Annotated in this window: 27 protein-coding genes; 10 read left to right on the top strand and 17 right to left on the bottom strand. The window is 67.6% G+C overall.

Annotation, left to right across the window (positions count from 1 at the left end):
* Positions 1 to 14 precede the first annotated feature (14 nt).
* From ilvA to ABIB25_RS18165, 5 genes are all read right to left on the bottom strand, one after another.
* Positions 15 to 1241 carry a threonine ammonia-lyase gene (ilvA, locus tag ABIB25_RS18185; RefSeq protein WP_502919847.1) on the bottom strand — a complete coding sequence of 409 codons (1227 nt, stop codon included), beginning with the start codon at positions 1239 to 1241 and terminating at the stop codon, positions 15 to 17.
* Between the two features lie 47 nt (positions 1242 to 1288).
* Complete coding sequence (locus tag ABIB25_RS18180) at positions 1289 to 2296, bottom strand: ROK family protein (protein ID WP_354529903.1); 1008 nt, start codon at positions 2294 to 2296, stop codon at positions 1289 to 1291.
* 75 nt (positions 2297 to 2371) lie between these two features.
* On the bottom strand, positions 2372 to 3523 hold the full coding sequence (locus ABIB25_RS18175) for a cystathionine gamma-synthase (protein ID WP_354529902.1): 1152 nt from the start codon (positions 3521 to 3523) through the stop codon (positions 2372 to 2374).
* 126 nt (positions 3524 to 3649) lie between these two features.
* Positions 3650 to 4138, bottom strand: a complete 489-nt coding sequence (locus ABIB25_RS18170; protein WP_354529901.1) for a hypothetical protein — start codon at positions 4136 to 4138, stop codon at positions 3650 to 3652.
* Between the two features lies 1 nt (position 4139).
* Positions 4140 to 4565, bottom strand: a complete 426-nt coding sequence (locus tag ABIB25_RS18165) for a winged helix-turn-helix transcriptional regulator (RefSeq protein WP_354529900.1) — start codon at positions 4563 to 4565, stop codon at positions 4140 to 4142.
* Positions 4566 to 4710: 145 nt separating this feature from the next.
* On the opposite strand from ABIB25_RS18165, the gene ABIB25_RS18160 reads away from it, so the two are divergent.
* Complete coding sequence (locus ABIB25_RS18160) at positions 4711 to 5568, top strand: SDR family oxidoreductase (protein WP_354529899.1); 858 nt, start codon at positions 4711 to 4713, stop codon at positions 5566 to 5568.
* Between the two features lie 84 nt (positions 5569 to 5652).
* Here the strand turns inward: ABIB25_RS18160 and ABIB25_RS18155 are convergent, their stop codons facing one another.
* Complete coding sequence (locus ABIB25_RS18155; protein ID WP_354529898.1) at positions 5653 to 7017, bottom strand: cystathionine beta-synthase; 1365 nt, start codon at positions 7015 to 7017, stop codon at positions 5653 to 5655.
* A 347-nt stretch (positions 7018 to 7364) separates the two neighbouring features.
* On the opposite strand from ABIB25_RS18155, the gene ABIB25_RS18150 reads away from it, so the two are divergent.
* The gene (locus tag ABIB25_RS18150; RefSeq protein WP_354529897.1) at positions 7365 to 8360 is read left to right on the top strand and encodes an SGNH/GDSL hydrolase family protein; all 996 of its coding nucleotides are present in this window, start codon (positions 7365 to 7367) and stop codon (positions 8358 to 8360) included.
* 4 nt (positions 8361 to 8364) lie between these two features.
* Here ABIB25_RS18150 and ABIB25_RS18145 read toward each other — a convergent pair whose 3' ends face one another.
* Both ABIB25_RS18145 and ABIB25_RS18140 read right to left on the bottom strand, forming a co-directional pair.
* A complete protein-coding gene (locus tag ABIB25_RS18145; protein ID WP_354529896.1) occupies positions 8365 to 8676 on the bottom strand; it encodes a hypothetical protein in 312 nt (103 codons plus the stop codon).
* A complete protein-coding gene (locus ABIB25_RS18140; RefSeq protein WP_354529895.1) occupies positions 8673 to 9458 on the bottom strand; it encodes a Bax inhibitor-1/YccA family protein in 786 nt (261 codons plus the stop codon). The genes ABIB25_RS18145 and ABIB25_RS18140 overlap by 4 nt, the downstream gene beginning before the upstream one ends.
* A 213-nt stretch (positions 9459 to 9671) precedes the next feature.
* Here ABIB25_RS18140 and ABIB25_RS18135 point away from each other — a divergent pair, with 213 nt between their 5' ends.
* Positions 9672 to 10184, top strand: coding sequence for an RNA polymerase sigma factor (locus ABIB25_RS18135; protein WP_354529894.1), 513 nt, complete (start codon positions 9672 to 9674; stop codon positions 10182 to 10184).
* Positions 10181 to 11401: a hypothetical protein gene (locus tag ABIB25_RS18130; RefSeq protein WP_354529893.1), complete on the top strand. Its 1221-nt coding sequence runs from the start codon at positions 10181 to 10183 to the stop codon at positions 11399 to 11401. Before ABIB25_RS18135 ends, ABIB25_RS18130 begins: the two co-directional genes overlap by 4 nt.
* 13 nt (positions 11402 to 11414) lie before the next feature.
* Here the strand turns inward: ABIB25_RS18130 and ABIB25_RS18125 are convergent, their stop codons facing one another.
* From ABIB25_RS18125 to ABIB25_RS18110, 4 genes are all read right to left on the bottom strand, one after another.
* Positions 11415 to 11537, bottom strand: a complete 123-nt coding sequence (locus ABIB25_RS18125; protein WP_354529892.1) for a hypothetical protein — start codon at positions 11535 to 11537, stop codon at positions 11415 to 11417.
* Positions 11538 to 12130: 593 nt separating this feature from the next.
* Complete coding sequence (locus tag ABIB25_RS18120; RefSeq protein WP_354529891.1) at positions 12131 to 12550, bottom strand: PIN domain-containing protein; 420 nt, start codon at positions 12548 to 12550, stop codon at positions 12131 to 12133.
* The gene (locus tag ABIB25_RS18115; protein WP_354530013.1) at positions 12547 to 12834 is read right to left on the bottom strand and encodes a type II toxin-antitoxin system Phd/YefM family antitoxin; all 288 of its coding nucleotides are present in this window, start codon (positions 12832 to 12834) and stop codon (positions 12547 to 12549) included. Before ABIB25_RS18115 ends, ABIB25_RS18120 begins: the two co-directional genes overlap by 4 nt.
* Before the next feature lie 568 nt (positions 12835 to 13402).
* The gene (locus ABIB25_RS18110) at positions 13403 to 13915 is read right to left on the bottom strand and encodes a DUF3626 domain-containing protein (RefSeq protein WP_354529890.1); all 513 of its coding nucleotides are present in this window, start codon (positions 13913 to 13915) and stop codon (positions 13403 to 13405) included.
* A gap of 36 nt (positions 13916 to 13951) precedes the next feature.
* Between ABIB25_RS18110 and ABIB25_RS18105 the strand changes: the two genes are divergently transcribed.
* The 3 genes from ABIB25_RS18105 (at position 13952) to ABIB25_RS18095 (ending at position 15812) form a co-directional block, all read left to right on the top strand.
* Positions 13952 to 14548 carry an alpha/beta hydrolase family protein gene (locus tag ABIB25_RS18105; RefSeq protein ID WP_354530012.1) on the top strand — a complete coding sequence of 199 codons (597 nt, stop codon included), beginning with the start codon at positions 13952 to 13954 and terminating at the stop codon, positions 14546 to 14548.
* 171 nt (positions 14549 to 14719) lie between these two features.
* Positions 14720 to 15235 carry an AAA family ATPase gene (locus ABIB25_RS18100; RefSeq protein WP_354530011.1) on the top strand — a complete coding sequence of 172 codons (516 nt, stop codon included), beginning with the start codon at positions 14720 to 14722 and terminating at the stop codon, positions 15233 to 15235.
* A gap of 157 nt (positions 15236 to 15392) precedes the next feature.
* Positions 15393 to 15812: a hypothetical protein gene (locus ABIB25_RS18095; RefSeq protein ID WP_354529888.1), complete on the top strand. Its 420-nt coding sequence runs from the start codon at positions 15393 to 15395 to the stop codon at positions 15810 to 15812.
* Positions 15813 to 15862: 50 nt separating this feature from the next.
* On the opposite strand, the gene ABIB25_RS18090 is transcribed toward ABIB25_RS18095, so the two are convergent.
* On the bottom strand, positions 15863 to 16030 hold the full coding sequence (locus ABIB25_RS18090) for an N-acetyltransferase (RefSeq protein WP_354529887.1): 168 nt from the start codon (positions 16028 to 16030) through the stop codon (positions 15863 to 15865).
* Between the two features lie 10 nt (positions 16031 to 16040).
* Between ABIB25_RS18090 and ABIB25_RS18085 the strand changes: the two genes are divergently transcribed.
* Positions 16041 to 16190, top strand: coding sequence for a hypothetical protein (locus ABIB25_RS18085; protein ID WP_354529886.1), 150 nt, complete (start codon positions 16041 to 16043; stop codon positions 16188 to 16190).
* Between the two features lie 78 nt (positions 16191 to 16268).
* Here ABIB25_RS18085 and ABIB25_RS18080 read toward each other — a convergent pair whose 3' ends face one another.
* The 4 genes from ABIB25_RS18080 to ABIB25_RS18065 form a co-directional block, all read right to left on the bottom strand.
* A complete protein-coding gene (locus ABIB25_RS18080; RefSeq protein WP_354529885.1) occupies positions 16269 to 17138 on the bottom strand; it encodes an aminoglycoside phosphotransferase family protein in 870 nt (289 codons plus the stop codon).
* A 406-nt stretch (positions 17139 to 17544) separates the two neighbouring features.
* Entirely contained in the window at positions 17545 to 18549 is a 1005-nt protein-coding gene (locus ABIB25_RS18075) for a hypothetical protein (protein ID WP_354529884.1), read from the bottom strand.
* Positions 18546 to 18881 (bottom strand): PadR family transcriptional regulator, encoded by a 336-nt coding sequence (locus tag ABIB25_RS18070; protein ID WP_354529883.1) that lies wholly within the window; start codon positions 18879 to 18881, stop codon positions 18546 to 18548. Before ABIB25_RS18070 ends, ABIB25_RS18075 begins: the two co-directional genes overlap by 4 nt.
* Positions 18882 to 19044: 163 nt before the next feature.
* Positions 19045 to 19704 carry a TetR/AcrR family transcriptional regulator gene (locus tag ABIB25_RS18065; protein ID WP_354529881.1) on the bottom strand — a complete coding sequence of 220 codons (660 nt, stop codon included), beginning with the start codon at positions 19702 to 19704 and terminating at the stop codon, positions 19045 to 19047.
* 79 nt (positions 19705 to 19783) lie between these two features.
* Here ABIB25_RS18065 and ABIB25_RS18060 point away from each other — a divergent pair, with 79 nt between their 5' ends.
* Both ABIB25_RS18060 and ABIB25_RS18055 read left to right on the top strand, forming a co-directional pair.
* Positions 19784 to 20170, top strand: coding sequence for a DUF1761 domain-containing protein (locus ABIB25_RS18060; RefSeq protein WP_354529879.1), 387 nt, complete (start codon positions 19784 to 19786; stop codon positions 20168 to 20170).
* Between the two features lie 67 nt (positions 20171 to 20237).
* Complete coding sequence (locus tag ABIB25_RS18055) at positions 20238 to 20537, top strand: DUF1905 domain-containing protein (RefSeq protein ID WP_354529878.1); 300 nt, start codon at positions 20238 to 20240, stop codon at positions 20535 to 20537.
* Positions 20538 to 20941 lie beyond the last annotated feature (404 nt).

The raw sequence follows: 20941 nt of genomic DNA, 5'->3' as shown, positions 1-20941 counted from the left end.
TTGTCGAGCACCCGTCAGTGGTGGTCGAGCACCCGGTAGTCGGCCCCGGCCAGGGACTCGAGCAACTCGTCCCGGTGTTCGGCGCCGCGGCACTCCAGCCGTAGGTCCACCTGCACGTCACCGAGCGCCAGCGTGCTGCCCAACCGGGACTGCTCGACATCCACCACGGACGCGCCGAGCTTGCCGACCAGAGCCAGCAGGCGGGCCAGTGAACCCGGCCGGTCCGAGATCTCGATCCGCAGCGACAGGAACCGACCGGCTGCGACGAGTCCGTGCTGGGTGACGTGCAGCAACACCAGCGGATCGATGTTGCCGCCCGACAGCACGGCAACGACCGGCGGCCGGAACCTCTCGGGGTGGGCCATGATCGCGGCGATCGACGCTGCGCCGGCCGGTTCGACTACCAGCTTCGCCCGCTCCAGGCACAGCAGCATGGCCCGGGAGAGCTGGTCCTCCGAGACCGTCACCATGTCGTCGACCAGTCCACTGACGTGCGAATAGGTCAGGTCGGTCGGCTCTCCGACGGCGATGCCGTCGGCGAGCGTGGACATCTTCATCAGCCGGACCGGCCTGCCCGCGGCCAGGGAACCCGGCCAGGCCGCCGCCTGCTCGGCCTGCACCCCGACGATCTGCACGTCCGGGCGACGGGCCTTCACCGCCGCCGCGATACCGCTCAGCAGCCCGCCACCGCCGGCCGACACCACGATGGTCGCCACCTCGGGCACCTGCTCCAGGATCTCCAGTCCGACGGTGCCCTGCCCCCGGACGATGTCCGGGTGGTCGAACGGGTGGACCAGGATGGCACCGGTCCGCTCGGCGAAGGCGCGAGCCTCGATCAACGCCTCGTCCAGCGTCTCGCCGTGCAGATGCACCGTCGCGCCGTAGGCCCTGGTTGCGGTCAGCTTGGCGATCGACGCCCCGACGGGCATGTAGACCGTCGCCTCACAACCGAGCAGCGCGGCGGCGAGCGCGACGCCCTGCGCATGGTTGCCCGCACTGGCCGCGACCACCCCGTTCGAGCGCTCGGCATCGGACAGCCGGGAGATCCGGGTGTAAGCCCCGCGGATCTTGAAAGACCCGGTGCGCTGCAGGTTCTCGCACTTGAGGAAGACAGGTCCGCCGACCATCAGGTTCAGCGGGCGGGACGACTCCATCGGGGTGTACCGGATGACACCGCGCAGCAACTCGGCGGCCGCCTCGATCTCCTCGACACCGATCAGTCCCACCACGGATTCCGTCATACGGGCATCCTGCCACCACCACCGACCACCCGAACCTGCCACCGGAATCAGAAGCTGTGCGGCCAATACGATTCGGCCTGCAGGACGGCGGCGGCCGCCCCGATCAGCCCGGCGTCACCACCGAGCAGCGCGGGGACCACCCTGGGTGACGAGGCATAGCCAAGCCCGGCGTACCGCGAGTAGGCGTCGGCGATCGGATCGAACAGCAACGAACCGGCCGCGGCCACCCCACCACCGATGACCACGACGTCGAGATCGAGGAGCGTCACGGCCCCGGCGACCGCAAGACCGATCGCCTCCCCGGCCCGACGGAAGGTGGCCAGTGCCACCGGGTCTCCCCGTCGGGCGGCATCGGCCAGGGCCACCGCGTCCGGTGCGTCGCTCCCGTGCGCCCGCGCCCAGGCCGCGATGTTGGTGCCACTGGCGATCGCCTCCAGGCAACCGATGCCGCCGCAGACGCACTTCGGTCCGAACGGATCCACGCTGATGTGTCCGATGTGCCCGGCGTTGCCGGTGGTCCCCGTCACCACCTTGCCGTCGATGATCACCCCGCCGCCGACCCCCGTCGAGACCACCATCCCCAGGACGTTGCGTCGACCGCGGGCAGCTCCACGCCAATGCTCCCCGACCGCCACGGCGACAGCGTCGCCGAACATCCTGACCTCCAGCCCGTAGCGCTCGACCAGACGGTCCCGCAGCGCGAACCCGCGCCAGGCCGGGATGTTCACCGGCGACACCGTGCCGGCGTCACGGTCCATCGGAGCCGCGGTGGCGATACCGATCGCCGGCAGCGGAAGCGGGCCCTCCGGTTCGATACCGGCCGCGTGCAGCACCGAGTCGATGACCTCGGTCAACGCGGCGAACAGCGCCTCCGGGTCGTGGCCCTGCGGATTGCGAATGCGTCGCGAGGAGACGATCTCGCCCAATTCGGTGACCAGTCCCGCGGCGAACTTCGTCCCGCCGATGTCGATGGCCAGTGCGCAACGATCCAGATCGAGGGGCGGCACGGCGGGCGGATCGTCGTCGGCGGGCTGGCGGTCGTCAGGATTCGGCACCCAAGGATTCTCACCCACCGAGGGGCGCCCCCGCGACGTTTCGCGCCAGCAACGAGCGGCCCGTTCGCCGACGGGTCAGTTCAGCGCGTCGGACAGATCGGCCATCAGATCGTCGATGTCCTCGATTCCGACGGACAGCCGGATGAGATCGTCCGGTACCTCGAGCGACGAACCGGCGACGCTGGCGTGCGTCATCAGCCCGGGGTGCTCGATCAGCGACTCGACTCCGCCGAGTGATTCCGCAAGCGTGAAAAGCCTTGTCCTGGAACAGATCTTCACTGCCTCTTCACGTCCGCCGGCGACCCGGAACGACACCATCCCGCCGTAGCGGAGCATCTGTCCGGCCGCGACGTCGTGACCTTCGTGGTTCTCCAGGCCGGGGTAGTAGACCCGTCCGACCCGGCTGTGCGACTGGAGCAGGTCCGCGATCGCCTCGGCGTTGTCGCAGTGCCGTTCCATCCGGACGGCCAGCGTCTTGAGGCCGCGGAGCGTCAGCCACGCGTCGAACGGGCCCGCGATGCCGCCCATCGACTTGGCGTGGAAGCTGAAGGACTCCCCCAGTTCGTCGTCCGCGGTGATCAACGCCCCGCCGATGATGTCCGAGTGCCCGCCGACGTACTTGGTGGTGGAGTGCATCACCACGTCGGCACCCAGCACCAGTGGCTGCTGGAGATAGGGCGATGCAAAGGTGTTGTCCACCAGCAGCTTCGCTCCCGCATCGTGGGCGATCTCGGAAATGGCGTAGATGTCGGCGATGGTCAGCAGCGGGTTGGTCGGGGTTTCGCACCAGATCAACCGGGTGGTCGGGCGTACCGCGGCGCGAACAGCGTCCAGGTCCGCGATCGGCACCGCCGTGTAGGTCAGACCCCATGGCACACCGATCTTGTCGATCAGCCGGAAGGAACCACCGTAGGCATCGTCCGGGATGATCAGGTGGTCGCCAGGTCGCAGCATCGCCCGGATCGCGGTGTCGGCCGCGGCCATTCCCGACGCGAACGCCTTGGCGTGACGGCCGCGCTCGAGGCTGGCCAGCGCGAGTTCCAGCGCAGTGCTGGTCGGGTTGCCGGCCCGCGAGTAGTCGTACCCGGCGCGGGTCTGGCCGACGACGTCCTGGGCGAACGTCGATGTCTGGTAGATGGGCAGGACCACGGCGCCGGTGGTCGGGTCGGGTTCCTGACCGACGTGGATGGCGCGGGTCGAGAAGCCGTCATCGGCCGGGAGGGTCATGGTCCCCAGATTAGTGGCCGCCCGACCGATCGCCGGCCAGCCGGCGTCAGCAACCTCCGGCCTGCGTCAACGACTGCCGGCCTGGGTCAGCGACTGCCGGCCGACGTCAGCGACCGCCGGCCTGCGTCAGGAACCGAACGGCCTGGTCGCGTTGGTCGGATAGGCCGGGGCAGGGGCCGTCCGAGCGATCCAGCGGCCGGTCGCCGGCAGCACGGCCACCAGCAGCACCACCACGCCGCCCCAGTAGAGCGCCCACTGCGGCACCGGCTGCGCCGCAGACCCGAGGCCGAACGAGTAGCGGGCGATCGCGGTGGTGGCGATCGAGATCAGCGCACCCAGGATCAGGGCGCCGCGGCCCCGACGGAAGGCCAGCAGCAGGCCGCCGGTCACCATCAGCGCCACGGCGATCGACCAGCCGACACTGGTCACCACCAACTCCCGGGGCAGCTGATTGCGAGCCTTCCCCAGGTCGACGAGGGTCCGAATACCTTGGTAGGCCCAGTGTCCCAGGATCCAGCTGGTGATCCCGGCGACGGTGACCGTCAGGCCGGCGCCCAGTGCCGCCGGCAGGTCGTCCTGTTTCGCCGCCTCGTACGGCGCCGGTAGATAGCTCACGTCAGCGCCGCTGCCTTCGGTCGTACTGCTCGCGGGCCTTTCCGACGGCGGAGGCCTCGTCCTCGACCAGGCGGACCAGCGCGACCAGGCGGGTGGCGACCCTGGTGCCCAGGTCGGTCAGCGTGTACTCGACGCGTGGCGGGATCTCGGTCTGCACGTCGCGGAGGACCATGCCGTCACGCTCCAGCGTCTGCAGGGTCTGCGACAACATCCGTTCGCTGACCCCGTCGATCCGCCGGCGGAGAGCGTTGAACCGGCGTGGTTCCTCCGTCAGCGCCAACATCACCAGCGTGCCCCACTTGCCTGCCACGTCCTCGACGATCGAGCGGGACGAGCAGTCACGGGCGAAGACGTCGGCGACCCACTCGCGCGGGAGGTCGCCGAAGTCCGCGGACTCCTCGCGCTCTACCGTTTTTCCCGTGGCCACAGACCTGAAGCTACCGCGCCCGGGCCGCGGACGACAGGGCACGACGAGAGAAGTCACTTGCGGAATAGCAGGCACTAACCAATAGTTAGTGTCAGTGATCCAGTCATCGCTGGACCGTCCTCCCCTCTCACACCAGGAGTGCCTCATGATCGCCATCACCGGAGCCGCCGGCCAACTCGGCCGACTCGTCATCGAAGACCTTCTCGCCGCTGGTGTGCCGGCCGGTGACATCGTCGCCGTCGTCCGGACGCCCGCAAAGGTCGCCGACCTCGCCGAGAAGGGTGTCGTCGTCCGCGAGGCCGACTACGAGCAGCCGGCCGCACTGACCGCCGCCCTGACCGGGGTCGACACCCTGCTGCTGGTCTCCGGCAGCGACTTCGGCCGCCGAATCCCGCAGCACACCAACGTGATCGACGCCGCCAAGGCCGCCGGGGTCGGCCGTGTCGCCTACACCAGCATCCTGCACGCCGACACCACCCAGGTCTCGCTGGCGGTCGATCACAAGGCCACCGAAGAGGTCATCCTGGCGTCCGGCCTGCCGTACACGTTCCTCCGCAACGGCTGGTACTACGAGACCGCCTTCGGCGATGTCGCCGACTCGGTGGCCCGCGGTGCGCTGGTCGGCGCGTCCGGAGACGGACGGGTCGCCTACGCCACCCGCAGCGACTTCGCCGCCGCGGCAGTGGCCGTGCTGACCGGCACCGGCCACGAGAACCGCATCTACGAACTCGGCGGCGACCGCTCCCTGACCATGACCGAGATCGCGGAGGCGATCAGCGAGGCGTCGGGCAGGACGGTGGTCTACCAGGACCTGGGCGCGGACGGTTACGCCGGCATGCTCGGCTCGGTGGGACTACCTGCGCCGGTCGTCGAGATGCTCGCCGACATCCAGGCCGGTAACCGCCGCGGCGAGCTCGAGGTGACCTCCGGTGACCTCGAGAAGCTGATCGGACGCCCCAGCACCCCCGCCGTCGACTACTTCCGGTCCGCCCTCAACGCCTGACACCCGTTGCGTCCTGCAAAGCGTGCGGTATAGCGAGCACTTTGCAGGACGCAACAGGCGGCAGCAGGACGCGGCGGGCAGCGCTCAGCCGGCCAGGAAGTTGAGCAGGTCGGCCCTGGTCAACACACCCGCGGGCTTGCCGTCGTCGACCACCATCACCGCGTCCGACGACTCGAGCGCCGTCCGGACGGCCGGGATCTCCTCGCCCGACCCGACCAGCGGCAGCGGCTTCGCCATGTGCGCCGACACCGCGTCGGACAGCGTGGCCCGCCCGGTGAACAGGTCCTCCAGCAGGGCACGTTCGGACACCGATCCGACCACTTCACCCGCCATCACCGGAGGCTCGGCCGAGACCACCGGCATCTGCGAGACGCCGTACTCGTGCATGATCTCGACGGCGTCCCTGACGGTCTCGTTCGGATGGGTGTGCACCATCGACGGGAGCTCACCACTCTTGCGACGCAACACATCTCCGACGGTGGTGAGCCCGTCCTGGCTGAGGAATCCGTAGGACGCCATCCAGCCGTCGTTGAAGATCTTCGACAGGTAGCCGCGCCCGCCGTCGGGTAGGAGCACCACCACGACGTCGTCCTCGGTGAGGTGTTGGGCGACGCGCAGAGCGGCCGCCACGGCCATGCCGCAGGACCCGCCGACCAGCAGGCCCTCCTCGCGGGCCAGTCGCCTGGTGGTCGCGAACGACTCGGCATCGGACACCGCGACGATCTCGTCCGCGACGGTCGGGTCGTAGGCGGTGGGCCAGAAGTCCTCCCCCACCCCCTCTACCAGGTACGGCCGGCCCGTACCGCCGGAGTACACCGACCCCTCGGGGTCCGCGCCAATCACCTTCACCGCGCCGCCGGAGACGTCCTTGAGGTAACGGCCGGTCCCGGAGATGGTGCCGCCGGTGCCCACCCCGGTGACGAAATGCGTGACCCGGCCGTCCGTGTCGGCCCAGATCTCGGGACCGGTCGACTCGTAGTGGCTCGCCGGGTTCGCCGGGTTGGAGTACTGGTCGGGCTTCCAGGCGTTCGGGGTCTCCCGCACCAGTCGGTCCGACACGGAGTAGTAGCTGTCCGGGTCCTCGGGCGCCACCGCGGTCGGGCACACCACCACCTGGGCGCCGTAGGCCCGCAGCACGTTGCGCTTGTCCTCGCTGACCTTGTCCGGGCAGACGAAGATGCAGTGGTAGCCCCGCTGCTGGGCGACCAGTGCCAGCCCGACGCCGGTGTTGCCGCTGGTCGGCTCGACGATCGTGCCGCCCGGGAGCAGCGCGCCGGAGGCTTCCGCCTCGGTGATCATCTTCAGGGCGATCCGGTCCTTCACCGAGCCGCCCGGATTCACGTACTCGACCTTCGCCAGCACCAACGGCTTCAGGCCCGCGGCCAACGAATTGAGCCGCACCAGCGGCGTGTTGCCGACCAGGTCGATCACTGATTGGGCGTAGCGCACGGCTCGATCTCCTTCTCCGGCCGCCGACCGGCGAGTCCGGTGGGGCGACGTCTCTCTCCACTGCGGTCGCCTCGCCGGTGGGCGCTGCGTTGACGCTGACACTCTGTGTCGTGATTGTTCGCCTTGCGAGGGAATGTCCGGACGGCTCCGTGACGTTGCCCTCGTCGTCAGGCTATCGGTATGTGACCCCCCGCTTCCTCGTCGTCGCGTGAACGGTCGGGTCGTTCCAGCGCGTGATCGACCCCCGATCGGATGGAGATCCGATCACAGATCGGGGATTCCCAGGACGCCGGGCCGGACTGCGGATGAAGATATTTCGAGGAACTGCTGCGGAAGCGGAGGCCGGCATGAGCCAGATCGGGTGCGCGAGCGGAGGCATCACCATCGGGATGTCCACGGGTGGCACCGGTTCGGAGGGGGTCGGGCGGGCCGGTTCGATCCGAATGGCGGTGACCGCAGCTGCGGGGTTCGGGGTCGTCGCCGGGATGGCGGGTGCGGCCGTCGCCGCGCTGCTGAACCAGGCGAGGGCCACCGTCAGGGTGATCGAGCAGGCGGCGATCGATGCGGCGGTGGCCGACGGCCTGATCCCGGCCGGACAGGTCGTCGCCCGCGCACTGGTTGCACAGCTACCGGTCCCGCGAGCCGACGGTGTCTACCTGCCCGACGGGTCCTTGCAGGCCGAAACCTATGCCCCGGTGGGGTTCTCGGGCCTGCGTCCGATCGTCCTGGCGATGCTCGGCGACTCCACCGCCGTCGGCTACGGCACCCGCGACGCCGCCGAGACGCCGGGCGTGATGCTGGCCAAGGGGCTCGCCTCCGAACTCGCCCGGCCGGTGCGCCTGCAGACCCACGGACTCAGCGGCTGTGGCGCCTCTGACCTACCCCGACAGATTGCCGAGGCCCTGCCGGGACATCCCGATGTGGTGGTGATCGTGGTGGGCGCCAACGACATCCGGAACAAGGTACCGCCGAAGCGGTCGGCCGATCACCTGGGTGAAGCGGTCCGCACCCTGCGGGCCGAGAGCATTCCGGTGGTGGTCGGGACCTGTCCGGACTTCGGCGTCATCGAACCCATTCCACAACCGCTGCGGTCCGTGCTGCACACCTGGTCGATGCTGCTCGCCACCCTGCAGGAGCGCGCGGTGCTCGCCGAGGGCGGGCGCAGTGTGCCCGTCGGTCGGCTGGTCAGTCCGGAGTTCGCAAACCATCCCGAACTCTTCGCCGGCGATCACTTCCACCCCTCGGGGGCCGGCTACGCCAAGGCGGTCGCGGCCCTGCTGCCACCCACCCTCGAGGAGCTCCGCGGCGCCGTTGCGGCGCAGCAATCCTCGGGAGCAGCCTGACTTCTCAGCGCGCTCGGAAGCCCAGCTGCCGACCGAGTTCGACGAGCAATGTCTCGACCTCCACCAGGTCCACCCCGGCATCGATCGCATCGTCGGCCAGCACCTGGACCTGGTCCGCCAGGGCATGGACGCCGGCATCCGGAACGAGCGGGCGAACCCGACCGTCCGCAGAGGTCGCCTTGGCCGCCAGCTGCTGCAGAGCCGACCTCGTCACGACGATGCGGTCGCCGTGGCTCCAGGACGAAACCGACCAGGCCCGCAGCCGCCGGAGCAACTCGGCGACGTGCGGGCCTGGATCGAAGACTGGGGTTGTCAATTGCTGCGCATGTACCCGAGCAGACGCAGGATCTCCAGGTACAGCCAGACCAGCGTCAACATCAGGCCGAAGGCGAAGTACCACGCCGTGCTGGCGGGAGCACCGGCCTTGATCGCGCGGTCGATCTGGTCGAAGTCGAGCAGGAAGCTCAGCGCTGCGATGACGATGATGACCAGCGAGATGACGATCGACATCGGGCCGCCGTCACGGATGCCGGTGTCGACCCCGAACGCACTGGCGATCAGGTTGAAGACCAGCAGCACCATCACGCCGATCATGGCGCCGATCAGCATCTTGGTGAACTTGGGCGTGACCCGGATGGCCCCGGTCTTGTAGACGACCAGCATGCCGGCGAACACGCCCAAGGTGCCGACCAACGCCTGGAGCCCGATGCCCTGGTACTTCGGGATGGACTCGAACGCTCCGGTGATAGCGCCGAGCAGGATGCCCTCGGCCACCGAGTACGCCAGGATCAGCGCCGGGTTCCTGGACTGCTTGAAGATGATGATCAACGAGAGCACCAGCCCGACGACGAGCGCCGGGATCGCCAGCACCCACGTCGAACTGAACGTCATGGTCAGGACGGCCGCGACGACACCAACGCCGAGCACGGTCGCGGTCTTGGCGACCACGTCGTCCAGGGTGAGGAATCGTTCGCGGGCCGGCGCGCCGGTGGAGGGCTGCGCGTACATCTGCTGGAGGTACGCGGCACTCGGCGCGGCCCCCTGGGCCGTACCGGCCGGTTGACGGAGACTGCGGAAGGCTGGGTTACTGCTCTGCACGGTGTGCTCCTCGGGTCAGGAGATCGATCTCGCTGGAACATGTCGGTGGGCCGGGTGGAACCTGCACGTTCCGTCCCATTCCGATCATGTCACCGTGTCAACGCCCGCGGTTGTCGCCGAGTTCCCCGGCGGTGTTGCGTGCAGCAGGTGTTCCCGCAGGAAAATCCGGACGGCGACTGAACCCAGAGGCGACCGAGCTGGGTATACACGGGTATGACGGTCCTATCGGGGGTGGGCGACGAGGTGACCGCGTCCGACGACCGCAATGATTTCGCGGACTGGGTGTCTCCGCACCGCCGGACCATGGCCTGGCTGATCGAACGGCTGGCGCCCTGGGTCGATCGTGATGACGTCCTGCAGGAGGCGGTCCTGCGCGCGTGGGTCAAGCGCGGGCAGTTCGATCCGTCCCGGGGCAGCGCCCGGTCCTGGTTGTGCGCCATCGCCGCGGATCAGGCCCGCAAGGCCGGCCGGAAGAGTCGTCCCCCGCAGACCTCGATGACCGACGTCGCGGCGGACGGGCCCGACCTGGAGGGACGACTCGACGTCGAACAGGCTGTCGCGACGCTGCCGGCCCGGCAACGCCTTGCCGTCGACTGCTTCTACTTCGTGGGTCTGTCCGTGGCCGAGAGCGCCGTGGTCATGGCGTGCTCCGAGGGAACCGTGAAATCGACACTGTCCGCAGCACGGGCACGACTGCGCAGCATTCTGGAGGTCGACGAACCATGAACATCGAAGATCTGCTGACGAGCGAGGGCGACATCTGGCGGGCGGGCCGACGTCCCCTTCCCGAGCCGTTCGAGACGATCGAGCCTCTCGAGACGATCGAGATGGCTGCGTTCGAGGACTTGGACCTCACGCCGGCAACGCGACGGGCGCACGTCCGGCGCCGTCGGTGGGTGACCGTTGCGGCCGCTGCCGCGGTGGTGGCCATCGCAGCGAGCGCCGTGCTGATCGCACGTCCGTCTGCGGCACCGACCGCCGGTCGCGGTGAACAGCCGACACCCTCGGCCGTGTTCACCGCGGCCAACAGCGCCCGGTCCGTCCCGGGCGACCCGTCGGCCCGGCTTGTCGGCGGCGCACAATTGCCCCGTTCGTTCAGCCCGAACTCGGGATACGTCACGTCGGGACGAGTCGGCGGGACGAACGAGTTCATCGATCCCGGCGACGACCCGCACTACCCGCGGGCCCTGACCCAACTCGATGGCCTCATTGCGTCGATCCCGTTGCTCGACGGCGCCGTCGAGTCGACCGGGCCCTCCGCCCGCGTGCTGGGAACGCCGCAGGGCACTCCCGGCTCCTTCGAATTGATCGCCCGTACTCGGTGGTGGACCAGCGCCAATGCACCGGACCAGGTCCTGGCGGCTCTGTCCGACTGGAAAGGCGACGGCCCCATCACGAGTCGGGGCGGGATCAATGGCGTCAGCGTGACCTACCTGAATTGGGCGGTGCCGGACCTGGGCTCTGACCAGGCGCTTGCGAACGTCACGCTGGCGGTCTCAGTCATCGCGGTCGGCGGGAAAACCGCTGTGCGCCTCGACGTCCAAGCCGACTGGGTGCGCACCCGGCCGGCCGAATCGATTCTTCCCGCCGGACTGACGTCCCTGGCGGTGACCATCACTCGGCGCGGGCAGAGCCCCGTTCATCGGACGCTCGTCGGGCCGGATCTCAAGACGATCGTGCAGCTGCTCGACGACCAGCAGGTCGCCGGCTCCGGCACCTTCTATTGCATGGCTATGAAGGCGGAAGATCTGAAGAATCCCGAAACAGACGTCATCGTGGCGACGGGCCCCGGCGGCACGATCAAGGCCACGGTGGCGCTCCACGGGTGTACCGGGCCGTTCCTGACCGTCGAACACGACGGAACCAGCTTTCCCATCCTGACCGGAGGTGCAGAAGTCGACTCGACGCTGCTGAAGATCCTGGGCCTGCCCGCGACCGGCTGATCCTGGGCGCGGTTCACGGCAGGGAGGGCAGCACCTCGTGGAGCACCGAGTTGATCGAGCCGTCCCGGGTCAACATGTGATTCTGGCCGCCGGCCGCGAGAAATGGTCCTGGAAGCCAGGTCTCGCCGAGTGTCATCACGACGACACGGCGGTCGGCGGGGTGGATGGTGAGCGTGGTGACGGCGTCGAAACCCGTGACGGTGGCGCGGAACGTCGCCGCGCCCCGACCAGGCTTCTCGCATAGCGGCCAGACGCGAGAAGGACACGCTCGGGTTGCACTTGCCTCAGCGACGCGATGCCCGCGCGGGGACGACTGGATCGGTTGCACTCCCACAGGTGGTACCCCGTACTCCAGCGGAATTGTCACCGGGCGGGTGTTGCGGGACGGTGCGAGGGCACAACCCCGAACGCCTGCGGCGTTGCCGCTCACGGTTCGGCTTGCGGGTGCGTGCCGGTGCGGCTATCGCGCCTCAGCGAAGACGCGTCGCGCGATCGCCTCGACCTGTTCCGCGGTCATGGCCTGCGATGCTGAGGCCTGCAGGCCTTCCCGTAGCAGTCTCGAGCACCTGCGTCCGAAGGGCGAGGCGGGGCCTCCCCACTTCGGCCAACGGCCGGCTCAGCCATCTGACAAGGACGCACCAGGATCCACCGGCAATGCGCGGCGACGACGCGGGTGACCCGAGACCGTCGATGTGCGGGGCATCAACGACGGGCGGCGTCGGGGGTGAGCTACCGAGGTTGGGCTACGCCGAATCCCCGATTTCTGGCTGCCCCGATCAATTGTCGGTCTGCACTTGCCACAACAGTGGCCCGCACCGCCACCGCAGCCGCCAAATGCACGGCGTCGTAACCACGGAGCCCGTCGAGTTCGGCTATGTCTCCGGCCGCCTTCACCAGCGCTGTGTCCACCGCGATGACGTTGATCTGTTTCCAGAGCGCCCCGAACTGCTCCTTGGCAACTCGCAGGTCGGCATCGTCAAGACGCCCACCGCGCCGGGCGGCGGCCAGAGCTGCCCGCGTTTCGACGTAGCCGACTTCTGCGCATACAAGATGGTCTGCCTCGAGCCAGATCCGTTCCGCTTCTGCTCGGTATTCCTCGTCGTCGACGAGGAGTTTGACCAGCATCGACGTGTCGAAGTACGCGATCACCCGCGCTGCGCAGCGACATCGTCATCCAGAGAACTGGTTCCCACCAGTTTGATCCGCTCAGAGGGGAGCCCTCGTTTCGCTGACAGCGGCGGTTGGACTATGCCGGCCGCCACCAGAGCAGCCATCCGATCGGTGTCCGCAGATACAGGACTCAACCTCGCGATCGGCCGTCCATGTTCGGTCACCACGATCTCCTGCCCGCTCTTGACCAGGTCGAGGTAGGCACTGAGACGATTCTTCAGGTCACGCACGCCAACCGAGGCCGACCCACTGGATGTAGCCATTTTCATTTGGTCAGTGTAGCCACAAGTAAGACCTAGGTGCTAGCTCGACCCGGCCGATGGACGGATCAGCCGTCCACCCGGCATTCACTGCGTGACCACGGTGGTGTCCCGGTAGTCGATCACGTTCCGGTCGCCGATCCACTTCCGGCATGGCGCCGATCGGAGTGGTGCAGCGGTATCTACTTCGGCCGCTGCCGTGAGTCGCCGCGCCGCGGTGACCCGGCCCCACACAGGAGGTGCGCCATGGCGGCCTGCCGGGAAGGCGACACCATGGTCGTCGCTCCACTCGACCGACGTACTGGCCATGATCGCCGAGTTCGAATCGGACCTGATCCGGCTGCGGACCCGGGAAGGGATGAATGTCGCGCGTCAGGAGGCGCACCTGGTCGCCCTGTTCGAGGCGGGGAGACACTGCACGGCGGAAGTCGCTGACCTGTTCGGGGTGGGCCGATCCACCGTCCACCGAGCTGAACAACGCCACCTGGCCGCTGCCGCCAAATGGCCGTCCTGCCGCATGCACTGCCACAGGACGGCGGCGCGTTGTCGGCTTCACGATCGTGGACAACATTCATCCTTGCCGGCCGTAGCGTGCCAGGCAGTGCCACAGCCACTTGACCGCCTGAGCACTGTGAACCTCGGACCTGGATGCGGCGGCGAGCTTGGCCGGCGTGATCTCACCGCCGAGTTCGAGCGCCAGTTCGATCGGGGCTGGGCCGCGGTAGTCAGGGTCGATCGCGTCGGCAGTGACTCGGTAGCCGGGGTGAATCAGGACGGGGCAGGCGATCTGGTCAAGGACTTCGGCGTTCGCTTCACGATCGCTCGGGTCCAGGACGAGCGCCTCGACGTCCCGCGCAATGCTAAGGCCACCGTGGACATGCGCCTCGACGTAGTCGTCGAGGGGGTCCGCGAGCGGCCGTCCCGTGGCCGAGTCGGCGAGCACGCCGCGATCGAGAATCCCTCGGTCAGCCAGCCGGCATAGTTCCTCCAGCTTTTCAGGACCACCAATGGCCTCTGGGCGACAGACGCTGTCGGGCCAGCAGAAGGTGGCGCGTGCGGTTGCCCGGTCCGGCGCGGGTACCACGTCCTCACCTTCGACGGTCCGGGCCAGGTCAGCGCCCTGCGCGAGCAGGGCCTGACCTTCCGCCCCGACTGGGAGGCCGTGGTCAGTCCGGCCGTCGACTTCGCACTGACCCTGCCCGAGACCGACCCGGACCGGATCACCCTCATCGGCACGAGCCTGGGCGGCTACCTCGCCGCCCGCGCGGCAGCCTTCGAGCCGCGGCTGGCCGCGTGCATCCTGCACGACGGCGTCCACAGCCTGTCCGACACGCTCGGAAAGCTGCTCACCGCTCCCGAGGCCGAACTCCTGCGCATCACCTCCGGCCGCTGGGTCGTCCACAACGGCCTGTGGACCTTCGGCGCCACCGACCTCGACCAGCTCCGCGAACTGGCCCGCGCCTACACCCTCGCCGGCGTCGCCGGACGGATCACCTGCCCCACCCTCGTCCTGGACGCCGAGAACGACCAGTTCTTCCGCGGCCAACCCGACCAGGTGTACGCGGAACTGAGCTGCCCGAAGCGCCTCATCCGGTTCGCCGAAGCCGACGGCGGCGGCGAACACTGCCATGCAGGCGCCGCGGCGCTCTGGCATCGACAAGCCTTCGACTGGCTCGACGCAACACTGACGCACACAAAGCGTCAAGTGCCAGCCTGAAGCCCGGCACTCCTGCAGTGCAGCCGTGCACGGTCCACCGCAGGAGCGATCTGGATCCTGGTGAAAGCGACGGTGACGACGGCGCCGCTCAACACGGTGTCCCGGGCAACGATTGGCGACCGGTCCACCCGTCGGCTTGTGCGATTCACAAAACCATCCACGATCACGGGTATGAGATCGCTCGACTGTCGATCCGCGATCTTGGTCACCGGCATGTCCGGCACCGGCAAATCAACCGCCCTCGAGGCCCTGGGTCACCGAACGGTCGACACCGATGATCCAGGCTGGATTGTTGAGGTCGGTACCGATCACGGTGGCGAGCCGATGTGGGATCTGGACCGAATGTCCGTGCTGCTCAGTGGACATCGACAGGGTTGGCTTTTCGTTTCCGGCTGTGTGACCAACCAGGCTTCCGTCTACGACCGCTTCGACGCCGTCGTGTTGTTGAGCGCGCCCGTTGATGTGATCCTCTCCCGCGTGATGGACCGGGCCAACCCGTTCGGATCCGAACCGCAGCACCGCGCGCAGATCGCGAGCGACGTAGCCGAGTTCGAGCCGAGGCCGCGCGCCGGCGCCGGGCACGAGATCGTGACGACCTTGCCAGTGGATCAGGTCGTCGTGGCACTGGAACGGATAGCGACCTATCGGGCGCGTAACCGTCCTCCGAATTTGCTGAGCGAACGCTGACCGGTGACCGGACGACCCCTCAGCGTGAGATGAAGGCGAGGGATCTGACCGGGTAGATTTGCCCGTTATGAGCTTGCGGCCTCGCACAAGGCAGTCGTGGTGGATGGCGGGGTCGGGTCCGGCCAATGCGATCTGGTCGTTTGTCGGGACGGCTGGGTTGTTCTTGCTGATCCTCTCCTTGGCCAATCGGTCCGATCACCCGGACTCTCAATGGCACGGTCGGTTGCTGACTGGGCTGTTCATCGTGTTGATGGTCATGAATCTGGTGTCGTGCGTGGCGACGGTGATCGTGTGGCGTTCTGAGCGCACGCGGTGGCCGTCGATCCACCGCCTTGCGACACCCCATCGATTGCGGGCCTGGTCATGGGTTGCAGGGGCAACTGTCCTGCTGGCGACTGTGGCCTGGCTACTCGGTCCCAACTTCCCGTCGGCGCTTTTCGTTCAGTTCACGGGCATGGTGATGGCTTGGGTCTGGCGGAACCATGACCGCCGGCAGCATGACCACCTCCTGCTTGAGCTGGCAGCGATCGATGCCTCGGCCACCGGGATCCAGCAACCACCGATCCGTTGGAGCTGACCCCGCTCGCGGACCAGGCCGGCGGGTAGTCGTACTACGGGACCGAGAGGCTATGCGGTGCAGCGACGATCCAGGTCGAGAGTCACCGATCGGACTACGAAGCCGCGCCGGGCGTAGAAGCTCAGCGCACGCGCGTTGCGCGCGTAGGCCGACACAGTGACCCGGTCGACCCCGGTGACGTGCGCGAGGAAGTATTCGAAAAGCAGACCCCCCGACACCGCGTCCTCGATGAGCGGCGTAGACGTGGATGCTCTCGGGATCTGCGGTGGTGATCGGGTACAGCGCGCTCGGGCCGTGTCGGCGTGCAACCAGGTGGCCGACCACTTCGGCGCCGTCCCGCGCCAGCAGGGTGAAGTCATCGCCGGTGGTGACCAGTGAGGTCGGTCTCGTTGCCGCCGGATGCGCCGCGCAAGAACCGGTTGGCCTTACTACCGAGTGGTGCGACACCGGTCACCCTCACGTGTCCCGATAGTCCGCTACTAGCTCCTCGAGCGCACGTGCTTGGTGCGAGTACAGGGTGCTGGCCGGACGGCACAGCGTCACCAGTGCCTTCCACAGCGCCCAACCCCTACCCCGCACCCACGCATCTTCGGGCAGCGCGGCCGCGTCCCGGAAGATGCCCCGCTCGGCTCGGGTGAATACGGTCCAGGCGATCACCAGGTCGCAGGCGGGGTCGCCCACACCGCAGGTGCCGAAGTCGATGACAGCGATCATGCGACCGCGATCGGTAAGAATGTTGCCCGGTGCGACGTCTCCGTGGAACCAGACCGGGTCCGCCGACCAGGCCGTCCGCATGGCTTCTGCCCAGATGGCATGACAGGCCGTGACATCCACCCGGTTCGCGAGCTGCCCGATCGCCTGCTGAACCTGGTCCCCGTACACGCTGGGGTGAGTACCGCGGTAGAAGGAATGCGCCCCGGCTGCCGGTCCGTCGCCCGGCGGGACCGCCCTCAACTCGCACAAGAACAGACCCACATCCTTGGCCAGCGCGACACGGTCGAGATCGGAATCACGGTCCGGTGTGGTGCCGGTGATCCAACGCCGCACCGACCACGGGTACGGGTACTCCTTGCTGGGCACCCCGGTCGCGACCGTGACGGGCACACCGGTGCTCAGGTATTGCGCCATCACCGGCAGCCAGAGATCCTCCTTGGCAACACCCGCGACGTACCCCTCGGCGCTCGGCAGGCGCACCGCCAGCTCCTGCCCGAGCCGGAACGTGCGGTTGTCGTTGCCCTGCTCGAGAACCGGAGTCACCTCGAGCTCCGCCCACTGCGGCAGCTGTTCCCTGATCAACTGGCGTACGGTCTCGCTGCTGATCTCCATGGGCGCGAGTCTCCCGCACAATCCGCTGCCGGTCACTCGCGTTTCGGACCTGACCTCCACCCAACCGCCAGCTCTTGGCCCTCCTGCGGCGATGCGCGTCCCGTTTGGGGAACGGCTACCGATCACAAATCGGAGACGCGACGGCTGCGTAGCTGGACGCGGGATCAAATGGGCCGAGCGTACGGAAGGAACTCACCCTGCTTTGGTCGACTACACCGGACTCCTGGACACGGATCAGAATGACACCCCTGCTGATGACCACCAGCGCCAGTCCCCGCAGCCCTGGGTGCGCCAGTGATCGTCTTCAATGTGCGCGGTAGCCGGCATGCCCAGGCGGTGCGCCAGGTGCTCACACCACCGAATTTTGCCGGAACACGATGGCGCGTTGGATTTGTCGTACCGCGACTCAAAGATTCATAGTGGCGTGGGCGGGGCCGCCACGGGTTGGGAAGCGGTGGTTCGCTCCTGCGGTGATGGCCCGGGCCAGAATGGACACGACGAGCGGCGCGGCGGAGAGTACGACTATTTCCGAAACGCCGAAATGGCCACGGGGGCCGGATTGGCCCGCGAGATTATTCCCCAGCCCGCCGGCAACGTACTTCGCAGCGACCATGAATGCCACCAAGCCCGCAATGATCGGCAATGCGGCGCGCCCCGCGGCGCTCAGCAGCGCCACACCACCTGCGACCAGCGCCAGCAGCACCGCTACCAGCGACACCCAGGAGTAGTCACCGATTGATAGCCGGAACTGATCGGCCGACGAGACAGCCAGACCCCCACCGGCAGCCGCCACGCCGATCGCGGCGGCCCACCAGCGCCTCACCTGGCTGCGCCCGTGAACGACCCAGGCCGGCGAGGCCAGCGCAACGGTCGCGACTACCTGCACTCCGAGCCAGCCCAACGCGTTGGCCACCGTCGAAAAGTTGTTGTCGGCATACTGGATCACCGCTGCGACCAGGTAGGCCGCCACACCCGTCGCCGCCGACCACCGAGCCCATGACGGACGCCCGAAGACACACAGCAGGGCCGTCACGCACCACAGCAACCACGCCGGGATATCCGCCCCGAAGGGCAATTCGCTCATTCCGAACCGCCCGACGCGCGCATCTATGTACAGGGCGGTCGCGGCCGGGAACAGCAACACCATAGGCAGGACCACGGCAAGCAGTCCCATCGCGTCCCGCGCCGCCGCAGGTGTCGGCGAGATCGCCCGGCACGCCCAGGTACGGGCGCTGAACCGCAGCAGCGCAACAGATTCCGCCGGCGATGGCTTGCGCTGCCCCGGATCGGCCCGTTCCATCAGAACATCGATCAACTCTCGCCCACGGGCTCTGCGATAGCTGGGCGGGAACAACCACAACAACCGCCTGTAGGACTGCTCCAACTGCGCGTGCGGATCAACCGTGCTCATGCCAGCAGTCCGTTCCCCGTGGCCAGCCGCGACAGCGCCAACTCGGCCTGCCGCGCCGAACGCTGCGCCTCTTGGGCCAACCGCCCTGCGCCAGCAGCGGAAAGCCGGTAATAGCGCCGTAGCCGGGAATCCACCACCTCTTCATGGTCGAACTCGATGAGGCCCTCCCCGGCCAATCGGTCCAACGCCCCGTACAACGTCCCCACCCGCAACACCACTGCCCCATCGGACTGGGCCTGCACGTCCTTGATGATGCCGTACCCGTGCCGCGGTTCGCTGGCCAGAGCACTCAGGATCAAAAATGACGCTTCCCGCAGCCGAACCTCTGTCATTCGAGAACTATATATCGATCACCGAAGTATGCCAAGAGGTCGCACCGCTCCCTAACACGCCGCCCGAAGCGCGTAGGTCCAGCGGCGACAGCGGTGGGTGGCCGTCGGTGGCGGGTGATTGACGGCGGTCGCCCGACGAAATGGGGCTCCCGCAAGCGGATCACTATGTCGGCTCTGTGTGTTCGGGACCGTAACGGCTCAAGAAGGTGGCGACGCCTTCTTTGGCCACTGCCTCGAGTTCGGCTTCACCGTAGGAGTTGGTTCCAGTCTGCAGGGTCAGTCGATTGAGCGGCGCGGCGACCACGAGCCAGGTCAACTGTTCGGCCGCGAGTTCGGGATCTTCGATGCGCAGCAGCCCGCGCGCTGCGAGGGCGCTGAGCGCCTCGGCCAGGATGTGGATATTGCGGGTCCAGCTGCGCGTGACGTAGTCGGAGGCGACGTCGGGGAACCGCTGTGCTTCTGCGGCGATCAAGGTTCGCATCTGCAGGACTGGTGGGCTCAGTAGTCCTGCTTGCAGGACGCGGGCGAGAACGAGCAGTCCCTCGCGGGCCCCGTCGGCCTCGGTCAGCGCGGTGGTGTGCGGGCGCATCGCGTCGTAGCCGCGTTCGACCCAGTCCCGCACGACGGCGGAATACAGCGCATCCTTCGACGGGTACTGGCGGTAGAGCGACTGCTTGGAGATGTGTGCATCCATCGCGACCGCGTCCATGGTCGTCCCGCGAAAGCCGTTGGCGATGAACATCTTGCGGGCGATGGACAACAGTTCTGGAGCCTCGCTTCCCCGGGGTCGGCCACGGCGAGCGGAGGTGGGGCTGATCGACACTCCTTCACTTTAGTACTTGACAGTACGGAAGTCATCCAGCAATATAGTACTTGCTCGTACTAAAGCATGGGAGGTCGTCATGATCGGTCTCGGGATCGCCACAGCGGCGGTAGCGGCGTTCGTGTTCAGCTCGGTGTACTACGCCGCAGCGACGCCCCTGGAGCGCCGGGCTGTCGGCGAAGCCGCGCTGGACCGCGGACGACCCAAACCGTGGAAAGTGCTGGCCGAGTTGCTCAGAACTGCGATTGTCGCCTCGGCATTCGCCTGGATCGCCGACCGTGGCGGTGATCTCGACATCAGCCACGCCATCGTGCTCGCGCTGATCATCTGGGTGGGGTTTCCGCTGGTCCTGCTCACCGGCTCGGTGATCTGGGAGAAAGTTCATCCTGCCACGGCAGCGATGCACGCCGGGGACTGGTTGTTGAAGCTCGTGCTGATCGCCGTCATCGTGGGCGTCCTGCACTGACCGCGAACCCGACAGATCACCACGACAACCCACACCCGAAAAGCCGAAGCCCCAAAGGGGATGACCGATGAACAGCACCTCAGCATCGAAGGCAGGACCGCTTGACCGCACCTTCACCGCGACACTCGCGCAGAGTCCCGCCAAAGGCGGCTGGACTTACGTCATGATGGACGGCTCCGCCGAATTCTTCGCTACCCGCGGACTGGTCAAAGTCAGCGGGACGATCGACGACGTGCCCTTCACCAGCTCATTCATGGCGCTCGGGGACGGTACACACAAACTCCCGGTCAATGCCACTATCCGGCGTCGCCTCGGCAAGCAGGCCGGCGACTCGGTCACCGTCCATCTCGACCAACGACTGAACTAGACAACTGCACCGATTGGCCTGGCCGGTGGTGCGCTCGGGTGGGCGGCCGTCCGGACATCCCCGCAAACGACGCATCCTCAGGTACCGCGGCGATGCCGGCGCGACTCTCCGGACCAATGACCCCGGCATAGGTGCTTCCGCGCTGTTGCCAAAGACCAGTCCCCACGTCTCGCTCGCAACGGATGTCATCTCGGAGACGTTCTCGCTGCGGCTGGACCACACGGCGGAGATCCACGGCGAGTCCGAGGAACGCGTCGCACTGTGCAGGCCCACTCACCCACCCTAGTTGTATCGCCATCCAGGCTGAACCTAGTGTCGCGTGTTGCAAGTGACTTTACTGTGGATGTTTGAGAAAATGGGGTATGTCCAGAGCTGCCCCGCTGATACTGCGTCCCGGCGACGAA

The organism is Nakamurella sp. UYEF19, from assembly GCF_040546275.1.
Classification (GTDB): Bacteria; Actinomycetota; Actinomycetes; order Mycobacteriales; family Nakamurellaceae; genus Nakamurella.
This window is presented reverse-complemented; position numbering and strand designations above follow the sequence as displayed.

Coding starts and splice junctions, on each gene's coding strand:
- ilvA (WP_502919847.1), bottom strand. CDS start 1,241: ATGACGGAATCCGTGGTGGGACTGATCGGTGTCGAGGAGATCGAGGCG.
- ABIB25_RS18175 (WP_354529902.1), bottom strand. CDS start 3,523: ATGACCCTCCCGGCCGATGACGGCTTCTCGACCCGCGCCATCCACGTC.
- ABIB25_RS18160 (WP_354529899.1), top strand. CDS start 4,711: ATGATCGCCATCACCGGAGCCGCCGGCCAACTCGGCCGACTCGTCATC.
- ABIB25_RS18150 (WP_354529897.1), top strand. CDS start 7,365: ATGAGCCAGATCGGGTGCGCGAGCGGAGGCATCACCATCGGGATGTCC.
- ABIB25_RS18135 (WP_354529894.1), top strand. CDS start 9,672: ATGACGGTCCTATCGGGGGTGGGCGACGAGGTGACCGCGTCCGACGAC.
- ABIB25_RS18130 (WP_354529893.1), top strand. CDS start 10,181: ATGAACATCGAAGATCTGCTGACGAGCGAGGGCGACATCTGGCGGGCG.
- ABIB25_RS18125 (WP_354529892.1), bottom strand. CDS start 11,537: ATGACACTCGGCGAGACCTGGCTTCCAGGACCATTTCTCGCGGCCGGC.
- ABIB25_RS18115 (WP_354530013.1), bottom strand. CDS start 12,834: ATGGCTACATCCAGTGGGTCGGCCTCGGTTGGCGTGCGTGACCTGAAG.
- ABIB25_RS18100 (WP_354530011.1), top strand. CDS start 14,720: ATGAGATCGCTCGACTGTCGATCCGCGATCTTGGTCACCGGCATGTCC.
- ABIB25_RS18085 (WP_354529886.1), top strand. CDS start 16,041: ATGAGCGGCGTAGACGTGGATGCTCTCGGGATCTGCGGTGGTGATCGG.
- ABIB25_RS18080 (WP_354529885.1), bottom strand. CDS start 17,138: ATGGAGATCAGCAGCGAGACCGTACGCCAGTTGATCAGGGAACAGCTG.
- ABIB25_RS18075 (WP_354529884.1), bottom strand. CDS start 18,549: ATGAGCACGGTTGATCCGCACGCGCAGTTGGAGCAGTCCTACAGGCGG.
- ABIB25_RS18070 (WP_354529883.1), bottom strand. CDS start 18,881: ATGACAGAGGTTCGGCTGCGGGAAGCGTCATTTTTGATCCTGAGTGCT.
- ABIB25_RS18060 (WP_354529879.1), top strand. CDS start 19,784: ATGATCGGTCTCGGGATCGCCACAGCGGCGGTAGCGGCGTTCGTGTTC.
- ABIB25_RS18055 (WP_354529878.1), top strand. CDS start 20,238: ATGAACAGCACCTCAGCATCGAAGGCAGGACCGCTTGACCGCACCTTC.